The sequence below is a fragment of the Nocardiopsis moroccensis genome, assembly GCF_055763695.1.
In genome coordinates this window covers 2338494-2362065 of the sequence record NZ_CP199747.1, presented here as the reverse complement: position 1 = coordinate 2362065, position 23572 = coordinate 2338494, and the positions used below count along the sequence as shown (strand labels likewise).

Sequence of the window (23572 nt, the reverse complement as noted above, 5' to 3'; positions counted from 1 at the left end):
TTTATCCCAGTATCCCATGCTTGGTAATGATTGATGGTTTTAGATCAATTAAGTGTGGGGTGGGTCTTGGAAGCCGTTCGTATCGCTGTTGTCGGCATGGGTCTGTGTTATCCGGACGCGAGCACTCCTTCTGATTTGTGGGATAATGTTCTCGCCGGGCGCAGAGCCTTTCGCCAGATCCCCTCGGAAAGGATGGACCTGGCCGACTACTGGTCCGAGGACCCGGCCGCGGAGGACCGTTTCTACGCGCGCAAGGCCGCGGTTCTGCGCGGTTTCTCCTTCGACCGGGTCCGTTACCGTGTGTCAGGGTCCTCGTTCCGCTCGACGGACATGACCCACTGGCTCGCCCTGGAGACGGTGGACCGCGCGCTCCGGGACGCGGGGTACCCCTCCGGGGAGGGGCTGCCGCGCCGCACCACGGGTGTGGTCATCGGCAACAGCCTCACCGGGGAGTTCTCCCGGGCGAACACCCTGCGGCTGCGTTGGCCCTACGTGCGCAGGACCGTGTCGGCGGCCCTGCTCGGCCACGGCTGGGGCGAGGAGGAAGTCGACGGCTTCCTGACCGAGCTCGAGAAGTCCTACAAGGAACCGTTCCCGCGCGTCGACGAGGACACCCTGGCCGGCGGACTCTCCAACACCATCGCCGGAAGGGTGTGCAACCACTTCGACCTCGCGGGCGGCGGCTACACGGTGGACGGCGCCTGCTCCTCCTCGCTGCTGTCGGTCGCCACCGCGGCCACCGCCCTGGCCCAGGGGGACCTGGACGCCGCGATCGCCGGAGGGGTGGACCTGTCCATCGACCCCTTCGAGATGGTCGGCTTCGCCAGGAACGGAGCCCTGGCCACCGGCGAGATGAGGGTCTACGACAAGGGCTCCAACGGGTTCTGGCCAGGGGAGGGCGCGGGAGCGGTGGTCCTGCTCCGCGAGGAGGACGCGATCGCCCAGGGACGGCGCCCCTACGCCCTGATCACCGGCTGGGGGGTCTCCTCCGACGGCCGGGGCGGCATCACCCGGCCGGAGGAGGAGGGGCACCGCCTGGCCCTGGAACGCGCCTACGCGCGAGCCGGATACGGGATCGGCACGGTCGACTACTTCGAGGGGCACGGCACCGGTACGGCGCTGGGTGACGCCACCGAACTCCTCGCCCTCTCCGGGGTCCGCGGCGCCGCAGCCCCCGACGCCCCACCGGCGGCGCTGGGCTCGCTCAAGGCCAACATCGGCCACACGAAGGCGGCTGCCGGAGTGGCCGGCCTGATCAAGGCGGTCCTGTCGGTGCACCACCGGGTCATCCCGCCGGGGACCGGGCACCACGACCCGCACCCGGTACTGGAGGAGTCGTCGGCGCTGCGTGTGCCCGACCGCGCCCTGCCCTGGCCGCAGGGGCGGCCGGTACGCGCCGGGGTCTCGGCCATGGGGTTCGGCGGCATCAACACCCACGTCACCGTCGAGGCCGCCGCGGACCGGCCGGGTACCGGCCTCACCTCCCGCGCACGAGCCCTGGTGGCCGGGCGCCAGGACGTCGAACTGCTCGTCGTGGACGGCGCCGACCTCGACGAGGTCCGCCAGCACCTGGCGGACCTCGTCGAGGTCCTGCCGCTGCTGTCCTACGCCGAACTCACCGACCTGGCGGCCTCACTCGCGGACCGGACCGGAGGCCGTCCGGCACGCGCCGCGGTGGTCGCCGCCTCGCCCGAGGCCGCGCACCGGGGCGCGCGCACCCTGCTGGAGCGCCTGGACGAGGGGGAGACCGAGATCATCGCCCCCGAGGCAGGCCTGTTCCTGGCGCACCGCGGCACCGCGCCGTCCATCCGCTACCTCTTCCCCGGCCAGGGATCGGGAACCGGCGGGGGCGGCGCGTTCCGCAGGCGTTTCACCGCGGCGGACCGGATCCTCGCCGCGGCCGACCTGCCCGAGGAGGGGGACCAGGTGGCCACCGAGGTGGCCCAGCCCCGCATCGTCTCCGGTTCCCTCGCCGCGCTGAGCGTGCTGGCGGACCTCGGAATCCGAGCCGACGGAGCCACCGGCCACAGCCTCGGGGAACTGACGACCCTGCACTGGGCGGGAGCCCTGAGCGCGGACAGGACCCTGGAACTCGCCGCGGCCCGGGGACGGGCCATGGCGCGGTCGGGACGCCCGGACGGGTCCATGGCCGGACTGGCCTGCGCCCCCGAGATGGCCGCGGCCCTGCTGGAGGACGAACCGGAACTGGTCGTCGCCGGCTACAACGGCCCCCGGCAGACGGTGGTCTCCGGCCCCGCCGCCGCCGTGGACAGGGTCGGGGACCGGGCCCGCGCCGCCGGGATCGGCACCACCAGGCTGCCCGTCTCCCACGCCTTCCACTCACCGCTGGTGGCCGACGCGGCCGAGGAACTGGGCCGCGAACTCGACAGGACCGCCTTCGGACCTCCGGCCCCGGGCGCCGTCTCCACGGTGACCGGTCAGGAACTCGGACCCGACACCGACCTGCGTGCGCTGCTCCGGGACCAGGTCGTCCTGCCGGTCCGCTTCCAGGAGGCGCTCTCGCGCCTGTCCGGCGACGCGGACCTGTTGGTGGAGGTGGGTCCCGGGCAGGTGCTGGCGGGACTGGCCGCGGGGACCGCCCCCGCCGTTCCCACGGTCGCCGTCGACACCGACGCCCCCTCCCTGGAACCCTTCCTGCGCACGGTCGCCGCCGCCTACGTCCTGGGAGCACCGGTGGACGTACGGGTGCTCTTCACCGGCCGGCTGCTCCGTCGCCCGCCGCAGGACTTCAGCTTCCTGGCCAGCCCCTGCGAAGCGGCGCCCGAAACCGTTCTGGGGCGCACCGAGCCCGCAGCGAACGTACCCGTGGACGACACCGGCACGGTGGACGGCGCCGGGGCCGACACCCTGGAGCTGCTGCGCGCACGGATGGCCGCGCGGGTCGAACTCCCCCCGTCCACGGTCGGCGCGGACACCCGGCCGCTCGACGACCTCCACCTGAGTTCCATCACCGTCGGCCAACTGGTCAACGAGGTCACCCGCCACCTCGGTCTGCCGCCGCTGGAGGCCGTCAGCGGATACGCCACCTCCACCCTGGGTGAGCTGGCCGAGATGATCGACCGGCTCGCCGGCACCCCCGCGGACGCCACCGAACCCCCCGAGCCGCCGGGCCTCGCCCCCTGGGTGCGCGCCTTCGAGGTCGCCCACGTCGCCGCGGGGCCGCCCCCCGAGCCCTCGCCCCCGGACGACGCGGCGGGGCAGTGGCGGGTCTACGCCCCGCCCGGCCACCCCCTGGCCGAGCCCCTGCGCAGGTCCCTGTCCGCCCTCGGCTCCGGAACCCTGCTCTGCCTCCCCGCCAGGGGCGGTCCCGCGCTCGTCGGGACCTTCCTCGACGCGGCCCGCGCCGCCGTGGCGGCCGGAGGCAGAACACGGTTCGTGGTGGTCCAGGGCCGCCGCGGCGCCGCCGGTGTGGCCCGGACCCTGCATCAGGAGGTCCCCGGCGCGGTCACCACCGTGGTCACACTGAGCGACCCCGAGCCCCACTCCGCGGCCGACCTCGCGGAAACGGTGCGCCTCGTGGTCGCCGAGACCGCCGCCACGACGGCGTTCACCGAGGTGCGGTACGACGCCGACCGCAGGCGCAGCGTGCCCGTCCTGCGCGTGCTCCCGACCGACCCCGTACCGGGGGAGGCGCCTCTGGGCGCCGAGGACGTCGTCCTGGTGACCGGTGGGGGCAAGGGGATCACCGCGGAGTGCGCCCTGTCCCTGGCCGGGGAGTACGGGGCCGCGCTCGCCCTGCTGGGCCGCGCCCCGCAGGAGGACGCCGAACTCGCCGCCAACCTGGAGCGGATGTCCGCGGCCGGGGTCCGGTTCGCCTACGCCCGTGCCGACGTGACCCGGCCGGACGAGGTCCGTGCGGCGGTCGACGGCCTCCAGGAACGGTTGGGCACGATCACCGCCGTGTTCCACGGGGCGGGCCGCAACGAACCGCAGGCCCTGCACGGCCTCTCCGAAACCGTGTTCCGGGACGCCCTGGCCCCCAAATCCGAAGGGCTGGAGACGGTCCTCGGCGCGGTGGACCCCGAGCGGCTCCGCCTGCTGGTCGCCTTCGGCAGCATCATCGGGCGCGCGGGGATGCGGGGCGAGGCCCACTACTCGACGGCCAACGACTGGCTCACGGAGGCGGTCGTGGAGTACGGCGAGGCGCACCCGCACACCCGTGTCCTGGCCCTGGAGTGGTCGGTGTGGTCCGGGGCCGGCATGGGGGAGCGGATGGGCGTCGTCGAGACGCTGATGCGCGACGGTGTCACCCCGATCTCGGTGGAGGAGGGGACCGGGATCCTGCACCGGGTCCTCACCGACCGGAGCGCGGGACCCGTCCTGGTGGTCGGCGGCAGGACCGGAGCCCTGCCCACCCTCTCCGCGGAGCGGACCGAGATCCCCCTCGGGCGGTTCACCGAGAGGGTGCTCGTCCACTATCCCGGGGTGGAGCTCGTCACCGAAGCCGTGCTCTCCCCGTCCGACGACCCCTACCTGGACGACCACCGGCTCGACGGCGACCTGCTCTTCCCCGCCGTCGTCGGGATGGAGGCGATGGCGCAGGTCGCCGCCGCGGTGAGCGGGCACACCGGGACCCCCGTCCTGGAGTCGGTGCGGTTCCCGCGCCCGGTGGCCGTCCGTCCCGGGGGCACGACCACGATTCGGGTGGCCGCACTCGTGCGGGACGCGCAGAGCGTGGAGGTCGTCATCCGTAGCGAGGAGACGGGTTACGGCGCGGACCACTTCAGTGCGCGCCTGTGCTGGCCCGGCGAGGAGGCCCGGTTCGGGCCGTCCGGGGAAGCGGCATCGGAGCCCGCCCTCCTGCCGCGGGTGCCGGTCGAGCCCTCCGAGCTCTACGGGGACCTGCTCTTCCAGGGGAAGAGGTTCCAGCGCCTGCTCTCCTACCACCGGGTCGGCGCCCGTCACGCGGTCGCGGACCTGTCCGCCGAGGCCCGGGACGACTGGTTCGGGACCTTCATGCCCCAGGACCGGTCCCTCGCCGACCCCGGGGCCCGCGACGCCGCCATGCACGCCCTCCAGGTCTGCGTCCCCGACGGGACCCTGCTGCCCGAGAGCGTGGACCGCATCGTCCCGGTCCCGCGCGGGGAGGGCGGCGCCCGCCTGTCGCTCAGTGCCGAGGAACGCTTCCAGGACGGTGACTCCCACGTCTACGACCTGGAACTGCGCGACCTCTCCGGCATGGTCGTCGAACGCTGGGAGGGGCTGCGGCTGCGTGTGGTCCGAGCGACCGGCGGAGCCGGTCCGTGGATCCCCCCGTTGCTCGGGCCGCACCTGGAACGCTGTCTCGAACACGTACTCGGAGGGACCAGAACGGTGGTCGTGGACCCCGATCCCCCGGGGGCGGGAACGGGGGTCCGGGACCGCAGGGACCGCACCGCGCTCGCCGTCGGCCGCGCGCTGAACCGCCCGGTCCGGGTGCACTACCGGCCGGACGGCCGTCCCGAGGTGGACGGCGCGCGGGTCTCGGCCTCGCACGGGGCCGGGGTGACGCTGGCCGTGGTCGGACCGGAGCGCCTGGCCTGTGACGTGGAAGCCGTGGTGCGGCGCTCCGAAACGGCCTGGGCCGACCTGCTCGGAACGGACCTCCTGCCGCTGCGGGACCTGGTGGCGACCGAGATGGGTGAGGCCCCCGATACGGCCGCCACCCGGGTGTGGAGCGCGCTGGAGTGCCTGCGCAAGGCCGGCGAGCCGGGCCGCTCCCTGCTCCTGGGCACGGTCGGCGAGCACGGGTGGACCGTGTTCACCTGTGCGGGCGCCCGGATCGCCACGTGGACGACGACTCTGCACGGGGACCCCTCACCGGTGGTCTTCGCGGTCCTGCACGGAGAGGAGGGGTGATGGCGGACTACTACGAGCTCCGGCACACGGTCGGTTTCGAGGAGACGAACCTCGTGGGCAACGTCTACTACGTCAACTACCTGAGTTGGCAGGGGCGCTGTCGGGAGATGTTCCTGCGGGACCGGGCCCCGGGCGTCCTGGCGCAGGTGCGGGACGACCTCAAGCTCTTCACGCTCCGGGTGGACTGCGAGTTCCTCGCCGAGATCACCGCCTTCGACGAGATCTCCGTCCGGATGCGCCTGGAGGAGCTGACCCGCACCCAGGTGCAGTTCGCCTTCGACTACGTCCGCCTCGGTACGGACGGGGAGGGGCCGCTCGTGGCGCGGGGACGCCAACGCGTCGCCTGCATGCGCGGCCCGAACAACGGGACCGTTCCCGCCACTGTCCCCCGGGAGCTGCGCGAGGCCCTCGCCCCGTACGCGCTCCCCGAGGCACGGGGGGCTGTGGTTTGACCGTGGTGGACCTTCGCCGGGTCATGTCCGCGTTCGCCACCGGGGTCACCGTGCTCACGGTCGGCGGCGACCGCCCCAACGGCATGACGGCCAACGCCTTCTCCTCGGTTTCCCTCGACCCGCCGCTGGTGCTGTGCTGTGTCTCCCGCACTGCCCGCATGCACGGGACGCTCTCCGGCGGGGGCCGCTTCGCGGTGTCGATCCTGGCAGCGGACCAGGAGGAGGCCGCACGCCGGTTCGCCGATCCCCGGCGTCCGCACGGCTGGAACCAGTTCGCCCGCCTGGGATGGCGTCACGGTCCGTGCACGGGCGCGCCGCTGATCACCGGGGCCCTGGCCTGGCTGGAGTGCGAGGTCGTCCGGGAGGTGGCGGCCGGCGACCACTCCGTCTTCCTCGCGGCCGTGCTCGACGCGGACGCGGGCGCGGACCGGTCGGCCCTGCTGTTCCACGACAGCGCCTTCCACGGTTTGCGCCCGGTACCGGCAGCCGACACCGCGGACTGACGCCGGCGCCCGGGTGATCCCGGGCCAATCCGCGTTCCCGCGTCCACCGGACGGTTGGTGGCGCTTTCCCGCCGAAAGCCAGAATCCATGCGAAATTCCGGGAAAACATCGGGGATCACCGGAGGGGCGGATTCCGTTTCCGCCCCTCCGTTTTCCGGAAAACACGCCTGCTTCCCGGAAAACACGTCCGTGCTCGGGCAGGAGGCGTTTCTTCCCGGGCCGCTGTTTTCCGGGCCGCCGTTCTCCGCTTCGGGTGCGTTCCGGGGAGGGAAAGGTGGCGGCATCGTGGAAAAGGGTTCCGCGGGCCGCTCCGATGGGGAGCGGTCCGCGGAACCCGCCCCTCAGGCGTCGGTGCTGATCCGTACGAGCTGTCCGGGCCCTTCGGCGACCAGGTCCCAGGAGCGGGTGGTGACGTAGAAGTCCCCGTCGGGGGCGAGGGCCACACCACCCGGGTGAGCCAGCCCCTCGGAGGCCAGCACCACGTGTGTACCGTCCGGTTCGACGCGGACGAGGCGGCCCGTGGGGTCGGGTGACTCCAGCCCCTGTGCGGCCATCTCCAGGACGACGAGCCGGCCCTGGTGGTCGAACGCGATGTCGTTCACGGCGGTGAAGCCCTCGGCGTACAGTTCGAGTTCCCCGCCCTCGGGCAGCCGCCAGATCCTGGCGGTCCCGGTCTCCTGCTCGGCACTGAACTCGCTCACGTAGTGGGCGCCGTCGGGGCCCTCCACGACAGCACTCGGCACGGCCTCGACCGTGCCGCCGTCCACCTCGTGGTCCGGGATGAGGGCGAGCATCTCCACGTGGCCGTCCTCGGACACGCGCAGGACGGTGTTGCCCCCAGCGTCGACGACGACGGTCCCCGAGGGGCCCACGGCGAGACCGTAGGGGTTGGAGTTGAGTTCCACCTCGTGGGGGTCGTGTTCCTCCTCGAACGCGGCGAGGTCACCGTAGGGGGCCACGCGTCTGCTCGGACCGACCTTGGCGACCTGGCCCAGGGGGAGCGCCCGGTCGCCGATGCCGTCGCGGGTGGACAGGCTTCCGGCCAGGCCGAACGCCACGTGGATCCGGCCCCGGTACACGTCCACACCGTGGGGCCCCATCACCGAGACCTCGTTGTCGACCGAGGGCAGCCCCACCGCGACGCGGGTGGAGGCGCCCGTGGCCGGCGTGTGGGAGAAGATCGCCCCGGTGGGGCCGTAACAGGCCGGGTAGCCCCCCACACCCGGTGCGCACGGCCCCTCCCCGCCGCTGCCGGCCTCCGCGACCAGCAGGCGTTGGTGCCGGGGGTCCCACACGATCTTGCGGGGGTTGTCGAGGCCTTCGTGGACGACTTCCAGTTCGGCCTGGGAACTGAGGTCACGGACTTCCTCGGCGGCCGTGGCCGGGCCGACGGGGAGCAGGGCCGCGGCGAGGACGGCCACCGCGGCCAGACGGGTCGCGGGTCTTGCTGACAAGGGCATGGCAGACTCCGGTCGGGTTCGGGCGTGGGGGAGGGAGAGCGGGGGCTCGGCTTCGGCCCCGCCACATCGGGGGAAGGTCAGCCGACGTGGTTCTGCGCGGTGAAGCGGCGGCCGGTCACCTCGGCCGGGCGCCGGCCCAGGAGCCAGTTCCAGAAGGGGAGGGTGCTCTCGGGGCTGGGGAGCGCGGACAGATCGGCGCCGGGTTCGGCCTCGGCGTACATCCGGGTGCCCATGTCACCGGGGTCCACCGCCACGACCCCGACGCCGGCCTCGGCCAGCTCCAGGGCCAGGATGCGTCCGGCCTGGTCCATGGCGGCCTTGCTGGCCCCGTAGACCCCGCCGCAGGGGAAGGCCTCCACCGCGGCCTCACTGGAGATGTTGACGATCAGCGAACCGGGGCCCAGGTGCGGGGCCGCCTCCCGGATCAGGGCGAGGGGGGCGACCACGTTGGTCTCCAGCACCCGCCGGTAGACGCCGGCGTCCGCCTCGATCAGCGGGGCGATCGGGCTCATGCCCATGAGGGCGGCGTTGTTCACCAGGAGGTCGAAGCCTGGCCAGGCGGAGGCCTCCGCCACCAGACGGGTGCGGTGGTCGGGGTCGAGGACGTCCCCGACCACCGGTACGGCCCGCCCCGGGCCGTCGGCGTTGAGCTTGTCCGCCAGTGCGGTGAGCTCGTCACCGGAACGGGCGGTCGCCACCACGGTCCATCCGCGGGAGCACAGGAACGCGGTGAGGGTGGCGCCGAGCCCGCGTCCGGCGCCGGTCACCAGGGCGGTCCGTTCCGCCCCGTCGGCCTGGGGCGTACGTGATTCGTCGGTCGTGTCGTCGGGCATGCTTGTCTCTCCTCGCCTGGAAGGGGGGTCAGGGGGGTGGGCCGGGCACTGAGGAAGAGGCGGGCCGGGATCAGCCCTGCGCGGCCCTGGTGTACTCGGGAAGCAGCTCCGAGTAGCGCGCGTCGGAGTCGACCAGCGGCGGGCGGCCGGTGAGGTAGGCGTCGAGCGAGTCGCTGTACATGTGCCAGCCGGCGGCGTAGTCGACGGGGTCGGCCAGCCCCCGGTGTTCGAGGGTGAACTCGGTCTGTCCATCGCCCGCCGGAGACAGGTCCAGGCGCACCCTGGAGTCGTTCTCGCCGGTGTAGCGCCAGGTGAGTTCCAGCTGGTGCGGCGGTTTCCAGGAGAGCACCTGGCAGGTGATGGTGTCGCCGTGCCGGCCGCGCCCCTCCAGCACGAAACGGTTGTCGGGGCCGGGTTCGCCGCTCACCGCGGGGCCGAACCACAGTGCGAGCAGTTCGTTGCGGGTCCACGCGTCCCACACCCGCTCCGGAGGCGCGGGCAACCGCCGGACCAGGCGCATCGAGGTCCGGTCCTGGGCGACTGTCGAGTAGAGCTTCTGATCGGTCATCGCTTGCCTCCGGGGCGGCCCCTGTTTCGGGGTGGGATCGTGCCGTGTTCGGTCGTCAGCGAGATCACTATAATCATCTATAGCAATAGTGTTCAACACTGCGTGCTGGCCGCGTGCCGGGCGGTCCGGCTCCCCCTCGATCAGGCCGAGCATCCGGCTGCACCGTTGGACGGCCTCCGCCGGACCCTCCACGCGCATGTCACCCGTGGCCAGGGCCTCGAACGGGGTCAGCATCCCGGTCCCCACGCGCACGAAGGTCTCCGCCGAGCTGTGGATCGTCAGGTCGGACGGGGGTAGGGGGTCGCGGAGGAACTCCGCCCGGCCCCGGCCCACCCGGACCCCGAACACCTCGTCGTCGATCCGGAACTCGTACTGCTCGCTGACCTGCGGAATCATCTCCGGGATGGTCATCGCCTGGATCGCGAGGAAGCCCCAGCCGGCCCGGACCGCACCGAGGCCCGCTTCCTTTTTCTTGCTGATCTGGCCCAACCCCCACCGGGCCAGGGCGAGGACGGGCTCGCGCAGGCCGAGCCCGTCCTCGGTGAGCTGGTAGACCTTCCCGCGCGAGTCCCCGGGTGCGGGGGAGACGCTGACCAGTTCGTGGGCCCTCATCGTCCGCAGCCGCTCCGACAGCAGGTTCGGCGCCAGCCCCGGCAGATCGTGCAGGAGCTCGTTGAAGCGGGCGGGGCCGATCAGGAGCTGGCGCACGATGAGCAGGGTCCAGCGCTCGCCCACGATGTCCAGACCGGTGGCCAGTCCGCAGAACTGGCCGTAGTCGCGTTTGTTGGTCATGGTGATTCTCGCTGAATGGTGAACATGCTTGCAGGATACTATCTATTATTATAGCTTCATTCCGCAAAGAGCTCACGTGCCCCGAGCGGAGGCGGCTCCATGTACATCATCTGGTTCCTGCACCGAGTTCCCACCCGGCGTGAAAACGACTTCGCCGACCTCGTCCACGAGGCGATCGAGGTCTTCGTCCGACACGGAGCGATCGGCGGGACCGTGTTCGAGCTCGCCGACCCCGAAGCGAAGTACGGCTGTGGCGCGATACCGGACGCGGTCGAGGTCCGACCCGACGAGTCGCTCTACGTCGAGCTCAACTACTTCCACGACCGCGCCCACTTCGACAGGGTCATGCCCCTGGTCGACGCCGACCCCGACCTGGAAAGGCTCTATGACTCCCTCGTCTCCATGACCGACATCCGACGCATCGTCCGGGGCGAGTTCGCCTCGCTGTACCACGTGATGAACTCCGAGGAGTTCCGCCACTACCTCGCCGCGCCCCGCCCCGCGTGGAAGCCTCGGAGCCACAAGGAGCCCAACCATGCAGAACACGCCTGAGCGGCCCACCCGGCCGCCCTCCAGCACCCGTGCCCTGACCTGGGTCTCCGGAGGCCAGTTCCTCGCCTTCGGTCTCGCGATCGGGGTCATGACCGTGATGTGGGCGGAGGTGATCATCGCCCTGGACCTGACCGAGGGCGTGTTCGGCACGGTGCACCTCCTGCTGCCGATCACCGCCCTGGTGACCCTTCTGGGCACCAAGTACCTCTACCGCCGTTACGGCAACCGTGACCTCGCGGTCTGGGGCCAGGTGGCGATGATCGCCATGCTCGTGGTCCTGGTGTGGGCGGACGGAGTCCCCGGCCTGCTGTTGGCCTTCGCCCTGGCGGGTGTGGCCAGCGCGCTGATCGACACCTCCACCAACAGCGTCTTCATGGACCTGGAGAACGGCACCGGTCGCAGCGTCATGAACGTGATGTACGCGGTCAACAGCGGCGGGACCGTCATCAGTGCCCTGGGCTGCGGGGCCATGCTCAGCCTGGGTATGGACTACCGCTGGGTGCTGGCGGTCAGCGCCGCGGTGATGGTGCCCTTCCTCGTGGCCACCTTCCTGGTCCGCTACCCGGTGCAGGCGGAGCCCGCCGAGGAGGGGGCGGACGGGGACGGCGCCCCCGACCTCGGCGTGCGCGCGCTGATGGCCGACAGCCGCCTGTTCCGCGTGATCTTCGCGATCACCGCTCTCGGCATCGCGGTGGAGAGCATCGTCCAGGTGTGGGCGGTGATCTACGTCGACCAGTTGATGGACGTCCCGATCGTCGTCGGCGGTGCCGCGTTCGCGATGTTCAGCTTCACCATGCTCCTCGGCCGTCTGGGCAACGCCTGGCTCGTGGCCAGGGCGGGTGTGCGCATGTCCTTCCTGCTCTCCGGAGTGGGCATGGCGCTCTCCGGGGCGGTGCTCATGCTGGGCGCCGGGGTGTGGGCGTCGGTCCTGGCCTTCACCTTGGCGGGGCTGGCCAACGCCGGGGTCCAGCCCACCGGGATCAGCGCTGCCTCGCGCATCGCGCCCGCCCACACCGGGATGGTCGCCGGTGCCATCATGATGCCCGCCTACGGTGCCTTCATCCTCTCACCGACGGTGTACGGCTGGCTGGCCGAGTGGACCTCCCTGGACATCGCCATGGTCCTGGTCCTGGTCTGCGGTGTGCTCACCGTCGTGCTGGCCTTCGACCGTTCGGTCGCCGAGGTCGACAGGGAGCTGCGTTCGGCCACCGCGGCCGACAGCGGAGCCGACCCCCGCTGACCCCGGCGGGTTCCGGCCCGGTCGTGCCCGACACGGGGCACGGCCGGGCCGCGGGCGTGTTCAGCGGGGGCGCCGTACCGTCCACGTCTGGCGCAGGGTGCCGTCACCGAGCTCTCCCGTCCCGTAGTCGTCGTCGGTGAGCACCGGCTCCAGGCCCGCGGCGGTGACCGCCTCCTCCAGTTCGTGCGGTGAGAACCACCGCTGCCGGTGGGTTTCGTCCGTGCGCGTGTAGCGACCGTCCTCCCCCCGGACGAACACGGTGACCAGGTAGTCGAAGCAGGGGGTTCCCTCCACCGCCCGGGTGTCCCACAGGTAGGTGAAGTCGCCGAAGTCCTCACTCGTACGGCCGAGCGCAGCCATCTCCTGGAAGACCCGTCGGGTGCTCAGGTCGAACACGAACACGCCCCCGGGGCGGAGCAGCTCCCGGACCTGGGCGAGCACGAGTTCCAGTTGGCCGGGCGAGGTGAGGTAGTTGATCCCGTCGTAGCAACACGTGGCGCCGTCGAAGGGGCCCGTACCGGCGATCAGGGGAGAGGGCAGGGTGGCCCGGTGGAGCCGGGTGCCCGGGGCCGCTCGTCGGCGCGCGTGCGCGAGCATCTGGGCAGAGCCGTCGACCCCGGTGACCTCGTAGCCCCGCTCCTGGAGCATCGCCAGTGTCACCCCGGTGCCGCAGCACAGGTCCAGTACCCTCCGCACGGGTGCCTCCGCCTCCGCGAAACGGTCGGTGATGTAGGCGGCCCAGGTGCGGTAGGGGACGCGGTCGGCCGCCATCCACCGGTCGTAGACCTCGGCCAGTCCGCTGTAGGGGGCCTCCGCGGTCTCTGTCATCTGTGTTCTCCCGTCCGGGTCCGTATGTCCTTGCGCCAGGGCATGGGAAGGACCCGCGCCGGGCACACGCCCGGCGCGGGTGACTGCGGGAGGGTCAGGCCCGAGCCTGCTCCTCGGTCAGGACGTCGATGCGCCCGTCGGGGGAGCCGTGGCACTTCTCGGTGTTGAGGGTCATCTGCCGGCCGGCGCCGGTGTAGTCACCCGACTTGCCGCGGAAGGTGCCGTAGAGGCGGGCGTTGGTGCGCTCACCCGCGACGGGGTCGGTGGGGTTGCCCAACTGCACGTGGCCCGCCTCGACCCGGCCGGCCTCCATGGTGGCCTCCAGGTTCACCGCGGCCCAGCCGAAGTAACGTCCCCGGACGCTCTCCACGAACGGCATCTCGGCGGCGCGCAGGCGGTCCGCCCGAGCACCGGAGCCCTCGATGTCGAACTCGCCCTGACGGGCGAAGCTGGTCATGGCGACCCGGGACAGGGCGATGGGCACGTCCACCGGCTCGCCCTGGCCCACGATCCCGCTCGGGAAGTACGGGCGCAGGGTCTCGGACAGGTAGGTGTGCTCCAGGTAGCGGTCCCCGTACGGCACGGAGGTGCCGCGGAAGGGGTAGATCTCCAGGTGCGGGGACCCGTCCGCGTTGAAGCCCTCGATGCGCTTCTCGATGGTCAGGTCGGTCCGGATGGTCTGGACGTTGGTCGAGGCCAGGACCCGGCCCAGCAGCGACTCGAACCACTGGGGGGAGAGCACCGCGCGCACGGGACCGGTCTCGGGGAGGTCGACGATGACGCTACCGCTGATCACCAGGGGAACGGTCTGGTCGAAGCCGCCGGTCTCCTCGACCCGCGCCGAGGTGTAGACCCTCGACTCGGCCTGGCCGGTGGCGTCCGTGCGCAGGATGCGTGCCCAGTCGGCGACCTCGGGGTCGTCGTCGTCCCGGTGCGCCTCCAACAGCCCGACCGCCTCGTTGCCCGCGGTCTTCAGGCCGAGCCACAGGGCGCCCTGACGGGCCGCGGAGTCGCTCTCCCGGTCGAGGAACCGTGCGATGGTCGGCAGGGCCTGGACCGAACTCCGGTCGGCCAGCTCCCACAGGGCGCGCTCGCGCTCCAGAGCGGTCTTCTCACCGAAGGCCGCCTCCTCCAGGTCGCCGTTGGAGCGGCTGTCGAAGGGGAGGTAGTTCTCGGCGATCGGCCGGGCGAAGTCGATGTACTCCGCGGGGTCGTTGTAGCGCGCCGGGTTCGGCGGCACGTGGGCGGTGATGCCCGACTTCTCGGTGGGGGTGTGCTGGATCGTCATGCGTTCTCTCCCAAGTTGAGAGGATCAGGACAATCACTATAAGAAAATAAATCTTTATTGCTGTCAAAGGGGCCTGGACGGTCACTCTTCGCAAGGATTCGGAAGAAACGCGACGTCAGGCTGCTTATGGCAGGTGGGGTCGTTGTTCTGCGGGGTGTTGAGTGCGCAGTATTGGAGAAACCGCGGGTCTCGACCTCCGGATCCGGGCGTTCGCATGCCGCAAGAAAGCTATAAAATTTATAGTGAAATCCACTGCTGCGGGTAAGGCGGGGGCCGGTCGGCCGGTCCGTGCGGTCTTCGGGGGTGGCGGTCGCCACCCCGAGGGTCGGAAAAGCGACTCCGTGTCACCGAAGGAAGTCGATGAAACACCGAGCGTGCCCGACCGTGACTCACGTAGGGTGGTGGATCATGGGCGGCGGCCCTCGGGCCCCACAGCGATAACCGGACCGGGAGCGGGATGACTGAGCAGCAGCGGGCCTCCGACGAGGCGGCCCAGGCCGAGGACCGAACGGGCGAGCCCGTCGTCACCGAGGGAACGGTCGAGGCCCTGGTCCGGACCAAGCTCGCCGAGTCCCTGGGTGGCAAGCGCGGCATGGTCGAGGCGGCCGTTCCGACGCTCACCTTCACGCTTTCCTACATCCTCAGCGCCGAACTGCGGACATCGATCCTGCTCGGTGTGGGAGCCGCCCTGCTCCTGGGCGTCATCCGGCTGGTGCAGCGCTCCTCGGTGCAGTACGTGCTCACCAGCCTCTTCGGTATCGGTATCGCCGCCGTCTTCGCGATGCGCAGCGGCAATGCCGAGGACGCCTTCCTGCCCGGCATCATCTACAACGCGGTCTACGCGGTGGTGCTGAGCATCTCGGTGCTGGTGCGTTGGCCCGCCATCGGCCTGATGATCGGCCCGTTCATCGGACACAGGGAGGACTTCACCTCCTGGCGCGGCAACCCCGCAGTGGTCAGGCTGGCCTCCAGGCTGACCTGGCTGCTGGTGTTGCCGTGCATCGTCCGGGTCCTGGTCCAGTATCCGCTCTGGCTCGCCGCCACCAACGACTGGGCCGACACCTTCGCTCTGCTGGGCCTGTCCAAGGTCGCCATGGGATGGCCGCTCCAGGTGGCCGCCTTCGCCGGCATGGTGTGGGTGCTGGCCCGCGGCCGCACCCCACTGGAGCGGGAACAGGACACCGAAGAGCCCCGGACCGGGCCCGCAGAGCAGGCCGAGGACCGCTGAGGGCTCAGTTCCCGGCGTCCGCTCCGGACCCGTCCACCGGCCCCAACAGCTCCTCCAGGGGGCCCAACGCGTCCGGTTCGGCCAGGAACACCACGGTGTTGCCCACCGACAGGGTCCGCCCGGGGTCCGGTGGGCGCACACCGCCCGGGCCGACCACCGCGACCAGCGCCACCCCCTCCGGCAGCGCACCCGTCAGATCGCTCTCCGAGCCACCCACGAACGGGCTCTGCGCGTGCAGGACCGACTCGGCGATCTCCGCGCCCGGCAGCGGGGGCAGAGCGCCCTCCTCCGGGTAGTCCTCCTCCGCGGGGACGCCCTCGACCAGGTCTGCGATCAGCCGGGGTGGGGAGACCGCCAGATCCACTCCCCAGGAGTCGTTGAACAGCCACTCGTTGTCCGGGTCGTTGATCCGGGCGATCACCCGGTCCACCCCGAACTCGGTCTTGGCGAGCAGGGACACGACCAGGTTCACCTTGTCGTCGCTGCTGGCCGCGACGACCACGTCGAAGTCGCCCAACCGGGCGTCCTCCAGGGTGGCCAGTTCACAGGCGTCCGCGAGCAGCCACTCCACCTGGGGCAGGTCGTCGACGCCGATCGCCCGGGTGTCCCGGTCGATCAGCAGGACCTCGTGCCCGCTGCCCGCCAGTTCCGTGGCGATGGAGCGGCCCACGCTCCCGGCACCCGCGATCGCGATCCGCATCTCACCCACGCCCCGTCTCGTCCTCGTGCCGCCCACCCAGCCGTTCGACCAGGCCCTCCATCTCCCGGCTGTGCGCCACCACGTGCAGCACGTCTGCCCGGGCGAGTCTCTCCTGAGGTCGGGCCAGCGTGATGCGGCCCTCCCGGACCAGATACACCACACGCAGCGAGGAGTCCTCCTCCAGGGCGGTGACGGTCTCACCCGCCCAGCGCTCCGGCAGGGTGAGTTCGTTCATGCTCAGGCTGCCCGAGGCGTCCTGCCATTCGGGTGCCGCGGCGAGTCGGTCGTCACCGGGCACGACCCGGCGCAGGATCGCGTCGGCGGTCCAGCGCACGGTTGCCACCGTGGGGATGCCCAGGCGCTGGTAGACCTCCGCGCGGCGGGGGTCGTAGATCCGTGCCACCACGTTCTGGACGCCGAACGCCTCCCGGGCCACCCTGGCCGAGATGATGTTCGAGTTGTCGCCATTGCTGACGGCGGCGAAGGCCGCGGCCCGGTCGATACCGGCGCTGAGCAGCACCTCGCGGTCGTGTCCGACACCGCGTACGGAGTGTTTGGCCACGGCGGTACGGAGCCTGCGGAACGCCTCGGGGTCCTGGTCGATCACCGCCACGGAGTGGCCCAGGTCCACCAACGTGTGCGCCAGGGTGGAACCCACCCGGCCGCACCCCATGATCACGATGTGCACCTCGACCGCACTCCCGTCGACCTCGCCGTCCGACCCGGGGCACGGAGTAGTCGAACATGCCCCGACAGCTACACCTTGGCACACATCACCCGCGCACGTGCGCCCGCCCCGGCTCCGCGGTGTTCGGACCAGCACGTGTGGTGCTCCGGGGCCGGTAGATTGGGGCTGGTTGGTGGCTGTGCGCGCAGGGTCACCCTTCACACGACCCGACCAGCGAAGGACGCCGCCATGAGCCTTGTGGGCAACGAATTCGAACTGACCGTGGACGACGTCGCACACGGGGGGTGGTGTGTGGGCCGCCACGGCGACCAGGTCGTCTTCGTCCGTCACACGCTGCCCGGCGAGCGGGTCCGGGTGCGTGTCACCGAACAGACCACCCGGTTCCTGCGCGGGGAGGCCATCGAGGTCCTCACCGCCTCACCGGACCGGGTCGAGGCGCCCTGCGTGTTCTCCGGCCCCGGGATGTGCGGCGGCTGCGACTGGCAGCACGCCTCCCTGGAGTCGCAGCGCCGGATGAAGGGCAGAGTCGTCACCGACCAGCTCAGCCGCATCGCCGGAATCGACCGGGAGGTCGAGGTGGAGGAGCTGCCCGGCACCCCTGACGGTCTGGGCTGGCGCACCCGGGTGCGTTTCGCCGTGGACGAGGACGGCAACGCCGGTCTGCGCCGCCACCGCTCCCACGACATCGAACCGGTCGACCGCTGCCTGATCGCACACCCCGGCGTCACCGAACTCGGCGTGACCGAGGTCGAGTGGGAGGGCGTCAAGGACGTCGAGGCCGTGGCCTCCGCCACCCGCGCCGACCGCGCCGTCGTGGTCACCCCCACCACCGCCAAGCTCGGGGCCCTGCCCGAACTCAAGGCCTCCAGCGCGGTGCTGCGCCGCTTCAAGGGTGGACGGGTGCAGTCGGTGCGCGGCCGCAAGGGCGTGCGCGAGGACGTGTCCGGCCGCGAGTACCGCGTCGGCGCGGGCGGCTTCTGGCAGGTCCACCCGGCGGCGCCGGAGACCCTGAGCGCGGCCGTCCTGGCGGGCCTGGAGCCCAAGCCCGGCGAGACCGCCCTGGACCTGTACTGCGGAGCGGGCCTGTTCACCGGTGCGCTCGCCGAGGCCGTGGGCGCCGAGGGGCGCGTGATGGGCGTCGAGAACGGCGAGCACGCGGTCCGGGACGCCCAGTACAACCTGAAGGACCTGCCGCAGGTCCGGGTCGAGCGCGCCGACGTGGTCAAGCAGATGCGTGAGTGGGCCGACGTGCGCGCCGACATCGTGGCACTCGACCCGCCGCGTGCGGGCGTCGGCGTCGAGGTCGTCCGCAAGATCGCGGGCATGAAGCCGCGCCGGATCGCCTACGTCTCCTGCGACCCCGCGACCCTGGCCCGCGACCTCGCCGAGTTCGACCGCTCCGGCTACCGGCTGGTGGACCTTCGTGCCTTCGACGCCTTCCCGATGACCCATCACATCGAGTGCCTGGCCGTCCTCGAACCGGTCAAGCTGGCCCGCCGCCACCGCGAGGCCGCCGAGACCGAGTAGGCACTGCGGTCCCAGCACGACGAGAACGCCCGGAAGAGTACGCTCCCGGGCGTTCTCCTCGTCCGTGGCCCGCCACGCGGCCGGGGACCGCGCCCCCCGCGCGGTCAGCCCCTACGGCGGGGGAGCGGGACCCTCAGGACGGCGAGGCCCAGGGCGAGCACGACCAGCCCTGACCAGGAGACCAGCGGTAGCCGTTCGCCGACCAGGGCCACGCCCAGCAGGGCGGCCACGGCCGGTTCGGCCAGGCTGAGGGTGGTCGCCGTCGCGGCCGGTGTGTGCCGCAGGCCGTGACCGAACAGCCAGTAGGCCAGGAACACGGTGAACAGGGCCAGGTGCAGGGCGACCAGTGCCCCGTTGACCGTGGCCAGCCAGGCGGTACCCGCGGCCGGCACGACGGGGAGCACGAGGAGGCCACCACCCGCGAACATGGTGCCCATCACCGCCCCGGAGGTGTGCCCGTGCCGGATCAGCTTCTCGGCGATGACCGCGTACAGGGAGTAGGAGAACCCTGCGGCCAGGGCCAGGAGCACGCCCAGGACGTTCACCGAGCTCTCGGCGCCGGTGAACTCCGGGCCCAGGACGAGTACGGCACAGCCCAGTACGGCCGCGACGGTCGCCACCAGCCACCGCGCGGTGGGCCGGGCCCGGTCCGCGCCCCAGGCCAGCAGGCCGGAGAACACGGGTGCGCTGCCCAGGGTGATGACGGTGCCGACGGCCACCCCGGCGTTGGCGACCGCGGGGTAGAAGGCCAGCGGGTACCCGGCCACCGCCACCGCGCCCAGCAGGAGCATTCGGCGGGTGCCGCGGTCGGAGCCGACCACCAGCGCGGTGGACCCCTTGCCGAACAGGAACAGCAGGACCCCGCCGAGGACGAGTCCCGCCGAGCCGATCGCGGCGGGGTGAGCCTCGGCGGGGGCGAAGGAGCCGGCGGTTCCGGTGGTGCCCCACAGGACGGCGGCGCCGAGGACCGGCAGCGGTCCGGTGCCCAGGCGGGCGATGCGGGAACGGGCGGACGGCCGGTCCGCGGCAGTGGAGGTGGTGTGCTCTGGCACGTGCTTGCTCTCGTCTTCGTGCGTCGGGAACTGGTCCGAGGGCGGGCGCACGAAGGACCCGGCCCAGGCGCGCGCAGGCGGGGCCGCGGGTTCTCCGGTGGTTCAGCCGGTGCGCCCGATCAGGCGCACAGCGGCGGAAGGACCTTGTGCCAGTGGTAGTTCACGTCTCCACGGTAACGCGAGGTGACCGGACGCGGAGCCCGGGGGCGGGCTCAGCCACAGGTGGGGAAGGGGGACTCCGCCCAGCGCAGCACGTCCTCCTCCGCCCAGATGCTCGTCCGCCAGTCCGCTTCGGGGAACTCGGCGGACCCCGGCTCGGGCAGGTTCAGCAGTTCCGTGAGTTCCCTCGGCTCGGTGCCCGGAGCGGTCAGGGTGTCCCAGTGCTCCTCCAGGGCCGTGGCGACGCGCTCCCGGGGCAGGTCGATGAGCGCATGGGCCAGGGCGAAACCGTCCGGGTCGGAGTCGAACCGGGTCAGCAGGCTGTCCGCCACGCTGATCCGCTTCCGCCGGGAGAGCTCCTCGTCCGAGGAGGCCAGCCAGGCACCCACCGCCATCCTGGCCTGACCGGTCGCGGAGCACGGCTCCTCACGGTCCTTGGGCAGGCCGACGAGCAGCACGGCGGCGTCGACGGACACGTCCTCGCGGGAGAACTCCATCTCCGTGTCCCAGTACTCGGTCACGATGATCGAGTGCTCCGGTGGGTCGGAGTGCAGGGAGCTGCGGATGTTGCCCCCGGCCTGCCACACCGTGAGCACGCGGGAGCGTACGCGCTCGGGCGCCGCCGCGACGACGGGCCCCAGGGCGGCGTGCCAGTGTTCCACCCACGACTCGTAGCCGGGCAGAGGGCAGTACGTCACCCCGTCCCGGGCCTGGCACGGGGCGGTCTCCGTGCCGTGCAGCTGGTCGACCGAGAACTCGGCGTCGAAGGGGAAGGCCCGGTTCGCCTGCGCTCCGGTCACCGCGATCACCACCGCCAGCAGCGCGCTCACGGCCGCCGTGACGGGCCGTACGCCCCTGCCGTCGTCCCTACGGGCCATGGCGACCGTCAGGAGGAGCACCGCCAACAGGGCGTTGAGCAACAGGTACAGCACCGCCAGAGCGGTCACTCCGGGGACGGTGACCGACAGGGGCTCCACCACGGAGCGCGCGGCCGTCTCCACCCGGTTGACGATCACGTCCGCCCTCCTGCCCATGGTCGTGGACGTGTACACCAGATAGGCCGGGATCAGCAGAACGAACGTGACCAGGGGCGCGAAGGAGCGCGTCCAGACCACGGCGGCCAGCGCGGCCAGGGGGCCGAACCAGCTCGTCACGATCACACCGGGGACGGCGTACGGGCTCAGCACCCCGGCTATCGGCACCGGGACGCGTACCAGGTACCCGGCTATCTGGAACGCCGTGCACACCGAGGCCAGCGCCACCGCGGCCAGGGCCAACGACAGCAGGCGGGCACGCGGGGACAGAGGCAGCGCCAACCCCGCCGAGTGGCGTACCTCGCGGATCGCGGGGAAGCTCGTGACCACGAACATGACCACGGCCACGCACAACGCCTGGTACACGCAGTACCGGTGGAAGCCGCTCACCGTCGGCAGAGTCATCATCTGCCTCGTCAGTACCGGGGCGAGCAGGGTCAGGGGCATGGTGAGGAGGAAGACGGGGCTCGTCACCAGGTGCCGGAGGTTGAACAGGGTCAACCGCCCGAACGTGGAGCCCGTGCTCAACGGCTCTCCCTTCGCGCGCCGGTGAACAGCAGGTAGGCGTCCTCCAACGACGGCTCCACCGGGACCCCGGCGGTGGAGTACGGGCTCTCGGCGCCCTCCGGTACGAGCACCCGGTAGCGGCCGTCCGCCAACCGCCAGGAGGTCACGCCCTCGGCGGGACGCGAGCCCTGTTCCCAGACCCGCCCCCTGGCCCGGCTGAGCAGCTCGTCCGGGGTGCCGTCGAAGATCACCCGGCCCGCGTCCAGGCACAGGACCCGGCGGCACAGGGCCGCCACGTCCTCGATCTGGTGCGTGGACAGCACCACCGTGCTGCGCGCCGCCAGCTCGGAGACCAGGTCGCGGAACCGGATGCGCTGCTCGGGGTCGAGGCCGATGGTGGGTTCGTCGAGCAGGAGGAGGTCGGGGTCGCCGAGGAGGGCGGAGGCCAGGCCCAGGCGCTGGCGCATCCCCCCGGACAGGCGGCGGACCCTGCTGTGCCTGCGGTCGTACAGGTCGACCCTGCGCATGGCGCGCCGCACCTCGTCGTGGCGCTCCCGGCGCCCGCCCAGCTCCTTGAGGACCGCGACGTAGTCCAGCAGTCCGAACACGGTGAAGTGCGGGTAGAAGGAGGGTGACTGCGGCAGGTAGCCCATGCGGCGGCGGATCTCGGTGCGGTCGGCCGCCTGTTCGGGGTCGCGGCCCAGCACACGCACCTCGCCCCCGGTGGCTTCCAGGTCGGTGGCCAAGCAGCGCAGCAGCGTGGTCTTGCCCGCGCCGTTGCGGCCCAGCAGCCCGGTCACCCCCGGCCCCAGGTCGAGGTCGATCCCGGCCAGGGCCCGGCGGGTCCCGTAGCTGCGGACCAGTCCGCGCACACTCACCCCGGCCGTCGTCGTGTCCGCCGTCATGCGGTCCTCATCCGGAGCAGGATCGCGCCCGCCAGCAGGGTGAGCGCCGCGGCCCAGCCCGACTGGGCGGTGGGGGAGAAGAGCAGCAGCGGGTCGAGTTCCTCGGCGACGCCGAGTGCCCCCACGGTGAGCAGCCATCCGGCCCCGAGGAGACCACCCGCCAGGCTCAGGGGCATCCAGCGGCTCAGTGACAGGCAGCCGGCGACCATGGCCAGCGCGGGGAGCAGCCAGAAGACCGCCTCCCACAGGGTCGAGGTCGAGGGCATCAGGGCCGCCGCGGCGGTGCACAGGGTCAGCGCCGGCACCAGCACGGCACTGGTCCGCAGGAAGAGGAGGCGGTAGCCGGCCAACGGGGTCACCGAGGTCAGGCTGTGGGCCGGATCCACCCACCGGCCGTAGGCGAGGGCCACGCCGAGCAGGGGGACGACCGGTGCGGTGAAGGAGAACAGCAGTGAGCCGCGGGGCAGCTCGTAGGCGACGGTCAGGGCCGTGGCGAGTACGAGCACGGTGGCCGTCAGCCAGGCGCGGTAGAGCTGAGGGGTGGCCGCCAGCAGTTTGGCGGTGTTCTCGCGCAGGCCGAGGACGGACAGCAGGCGTTCGAGGGGGCCGCGGCGGGGCCGGTCGACGATGTCGCGCAGGCTCGCCCAGCTCCGGTCCAGCCAGGCTTCGTCCGCGGGCAGCAGGTCGCGGCAGTGGGCACAGTTCATCAGGTGGGCCTCCGCGGACATGGCGGTGACGTCGTCGGCGGTGTGGGTCGCGTACTGGTGGAGTTGGTCGTGGGTCAGGTGCCAGCTCATGTGGTCAGTGCCTCCCGTAGCCGCGCCTTGGCGCGCATGACCCGTGTCTTCACGGTTCCTTCGGGTATTCGGAGGATCTCCGCCGCCTCCCGCACGGTCAGGCCGTCGAGCACGGTGGCCTGGATCGCCGAGCGCAGTTCGGGGGAGAGCTCGTGCAGGGCGGCGCCCAGCGGCCCGTGCTCGATGTTGAGCAGCACGGTGTCCTCGGCGGACGCGTCGCCGATGGTCTCGTACGGTTCGGGGGCACTGTCGGCGATCCACCGGTTGGCGCGTTTGCGCAGCTGTGAGATGAGCTGGCGGATCGCGATGGTCCACAGCCAGGCCCCGGCGTCGTTGTCGCCCGGGCGCGGGGTGAAGGAACCGGCGTTGCGCCATACCGCCAGGAAGGTCTCCTGGAGGGCGGCGTCGAGTTGGTCGGGGTCGGAACAGCGGTAGCGCAGACGTGTACGCAGCCAGGGGGCGTGCCTCCGGTGCAGGATCTCCAGGGCGTCGGTCTCCCCGGCCGCCACGGCTGACAGCAGCACCGGGTCGGTGCTGTCCGGTCCGTAGGAGGGGGCACGGCGTCGTGCACGGCGGAGAAGCTTCACGTGGGGTGCTATC

The 23572-nt window shown here is 71.8% G+C and carries 19 protein-coding genes; 7 read left to right on the top strand and 12 right to left on the bottom strand.

All coding sequences use genetic code 11. The annotated features are described in order from the left end of the window. The first annotated feature begins 33 nt into the window (after positions 1-33). From ACUKCB_RS10525 to ACUKCB_RS10515, 3 genes are read left to right on the top strand one after another with little or no spacing between them, the layout of a single operon-like run. Complete coding sequence (locus ACUKCB_RS10525; RefSeq protein ID WP_473040970.1) at positions 34-5859, top strand: type I polyketide synthase; 5826 nt, start codon at positions 34-36, stop codon at positions 5857-5859. Continuing rightward, positions 5859-6311, top strand: coding sequence for an acyl-CoA thioesterase (locus ACUKCB_RS10520; RefSeq protein WP_473040333.1), 453 nt, complete (start codon positions 5859-5861; stop codon positions 6309-6311). Before ACUKCB_RS10525 ends, ACUKCB_RS10520 begins: the two co-directional genes overlap by 1 nt. Positions 6312-6313: 2 nt before the next feature. Further along, positions 6314-6814, top strand: coding sequence for a flavin reductase family protein (locus ACUKCB_RS10515; RefSeq protein ID WP_473040332.1), 501 nt, complete (start codon positions 6314-6316; stop codon positions 6812-6814). Positions 6815-7155: 341 nt separating this feature from the next. Here ACUKCB_RS10515 and ACUKCB_RS10510 read toward each other — a convergent pair whose 3' ends face one another. The 3 genes from ACUKCB_RS10510 to ACUKCB_RS10500 all read right to left on the bottom strand — a co-directional run bounded on the left by ACUKCB_RS10510 (position 7156) and on the right by ACUKCB_RS10500 (position 10467). Beyond that, positions 7156-8274 carry a ScyD/ScyE family protein gene (locus ACUKCB_RS10510; RefSeq protein WP_473040331.1) on the bottom strand — a complete coding sequence of 373 codons (1119 nt, stop codon included), beginning with the start codon at positions 8272-8274 and terminating at the stop codon, positions 7156-7158. A 77-nt stretch (positions 8275-8351) separates the two neighbouring features. After that, positions 8352-9107: an SDR family NAD(P)-dependent oxidoreductase gene (locus ACUKCB_RS10505; RefSeq protein WP_473040330.1), complete on the bottom strand. Its 756-nt coding sequence runs from the start codon at positions 9105-9107 to the stop codon at positions 8352-8354. 70 nt (positions 9108-9177) lie between these two features. After that, the gene (locus ACUKCB_RS10500) at positions 9178-10467 is read right to left on the bottom strand and encodes an SRPBCC domain-containing protein (protein WP_473040329.1); all 1290 of its coding nucleotides are present in this window, start codon (positions 10465-10467) and stop codon (positions 9178-9180) included. A gap of 99 nt (positions 10468-10566) precedes the next feature. Here ACUKCB_RS10500 and ACUKCB_RS10495 point away from each other — a divergent pair, with 99 nt between their 5' ends. Together ACUKCB_RS10495 and ACUKCB_RS10490 are read left to right on the top strand one after the other, a co-directional pair. Further along, positions 10567-11019, top strand: a complete 453-nt coding sequence (locus tag ACUKCB_RS10495; protein ID WP_473040328.1) for a DUF1428 family protein — start codon at positions 10567-10569, stop codon at positions 11017-11019. Further along, positions 11003-12259 carry an MFS transporter gene (locus ACUKCB_RS10490; protein WP_473040327.1) on the top strand — a complete coding sequence of 419 codons (1257 nt, stop codon included), beginning with the start codon at positions 11003-11005 and terminating at the stop codon, positions 12257-12259. Before ACUKCB_RS10495 ends, ACUKCB_RS10490 begins: the two co-directional genes overlap by 17 nt. A 60-nt stretch (positions 12260-12319) precedes the next feature. On the opposite strand, the gene ACUKCB_RS10485 is transcribed toward ACUKCB_RS10490, so the two are convergent. Both ACUKCB_RS10485 and ACUKCB_RS10480 read right to left on the bottom strand, forming a co-directional pair. Continuing rightward, positions 12320-13087: a class I SAM-dependent DNA methyltransferase gene (locus tag ACUKCB_RS10485; RefSeq protein WP_473040326.1), complete on the bottom strand. Its 768-nt coding sequence runs from the start codon at positions 13085-13087 to the stop codon at positions 12320-12322. 94 nt (positions 13088-13181) lie between these two features. Beyond that, positions 13182-14375 (bottom strand): PBS lyase, encoded by a 1194-nt coding sequence (locus tag ACUKCB_RS10480; protein ID WP_473040325.1) that lies wholly within the window; start codon positions 14373-14375, stop codon positions 13182-13184. 457 nt (positions 14376-14832) lie between these two features. Between ACUKCB_RS10480 and ACUKCB_RS10475 the strand changes: the two genes are divergently transcribed. Then, positions 14833-15603: a DUF3159 domain-containing protein gene (locus ACUKCB_RS10475; RefSeq protein ID WP_473040324.1), complete on the top strand. Its 771-nt coding sequence runs from the start codon at positions 14833-14835 to the stop codon at positions 15601-15603. Positions 15604-15607: 4 nt separating this feature from the next. Here ACUKCB_RS10475 and ACUKCB_RS10470 read toward each other — a convergent pair whose 3' ends face one another. Next, on the bottom strand, positions 15608-16312 hold the full coding sequence (locus tag ACUKCB_RS10470; protein ID WP_473040323.1) for a potassium channel family protein: 705 nt from the start codon (positions 16310-16312) through the stop codon (positions 15608-15610). After that, positions 16305-16991 carry a potassium channel family protein gene (locus ACUKCB_RS10465; protein WP_473040322.1) on the bottom strand — a complete coding sequence of 229 codons (687 nt, stop codon included), beginning with the start codon at positions 16989-16991 and terminating at the stop codon, positions 16305-16307. The genes ACUKCB_RS10470 and ACUKCB_RS10465 overlap by 8 nt, the downstream gene beginning before the upstream one ends. Positions 16992-17219: 228 nt before the next feature. On the opposite strand from ACUKCB_RS10465, the gene ACUKCB_RS10460 reads away from it, so the two are divergent. Then, positions 17220-18518, top strand: a complete 1299-nt coding sequence (locus ACUKCB_RS10460) for a class I SAM-dependent RNA methyltransferase (RefSeq protein WP_473040321.1) — start codon at positions 17220-17222, stop codon at positions 18516-18518. 104 nt (positions 18519-18622) lie between these two features. Here the strand turns inward: ACUKCB_RS10460 and ACUKCB_RS10455 are convergent, their stop codons facing one another. The 5 genes from ACUKCB_RS10455 to ACUKCB_RS10435 form a co-directional block, all read right to left on the bottom strand. Beyond that, positions 18623-19570 carry a DMT family transporter gene (locus ACUKCB_RS10455; RefSeq protein ID WP_473040320.1) on the bottom strand — a complete coding sequence of 316 codons (948 nt, stop codon included), beginning with the start codon at positions 19568-19570 and terminating at the stop codon, positions 18623-18625. A gap of 212 nt (positions 19571-19782) precedes the next feature. Beyond that, a complete protein-coding gene (locus ACUKCB_RS10450) occupies positions 19783-21291 on the bottom strand; it encodes a hypothetical protein (RefSeq protein ID WP_473040319.1) in 1509 nt (502 codons plus the stop codon). Then, positions 21288-22175, bottom strand: a complete 888-nt coding sequence (locus tag ACUKCB_RS10445; RefSeq protein WP_473040318.1) for an ATP-binding cassette domain-containing protein — start codon at positions 22173-22175, stop codon at positions 21288-21290. The genes ACUKCB_RS10450 and ACUKCB_RS10445 overlap by 4 nt, the downstream gene beginning before the upstream one ends. After that, positions 22172-22972: a zf-HC2 domain-containing protein gene (locus tag ACUKCB_RS10440; protein WP_473040317.1), complete on the bottom strand. Its 801-nt coding sequence runs from the start codon at positions 22970-22972 to the stop codon at positions 22172-22174. The genes ACUKCB_RS10445 and ACUKCB_RS10440 overlap by 4 nt, the downstream gene beginning before the upstream one ends. Beyond that, positions 22969-23559, bottom strand: coding sequence for an RNA polymerase sigma factor (locus ACUKCB_RS10435; protein ID WP_473040316.1), 591 nt, complete (start codon positions 23557-23559; stop codon positions 22969-22971). The genes ACUKCB_RS10440 and ACUKCB_RS10435 overlap by 4 nt, the downstream gene beginning before the upstream one ends. Positions 23560-23572 lie beyond the last annotated feature (13 nt).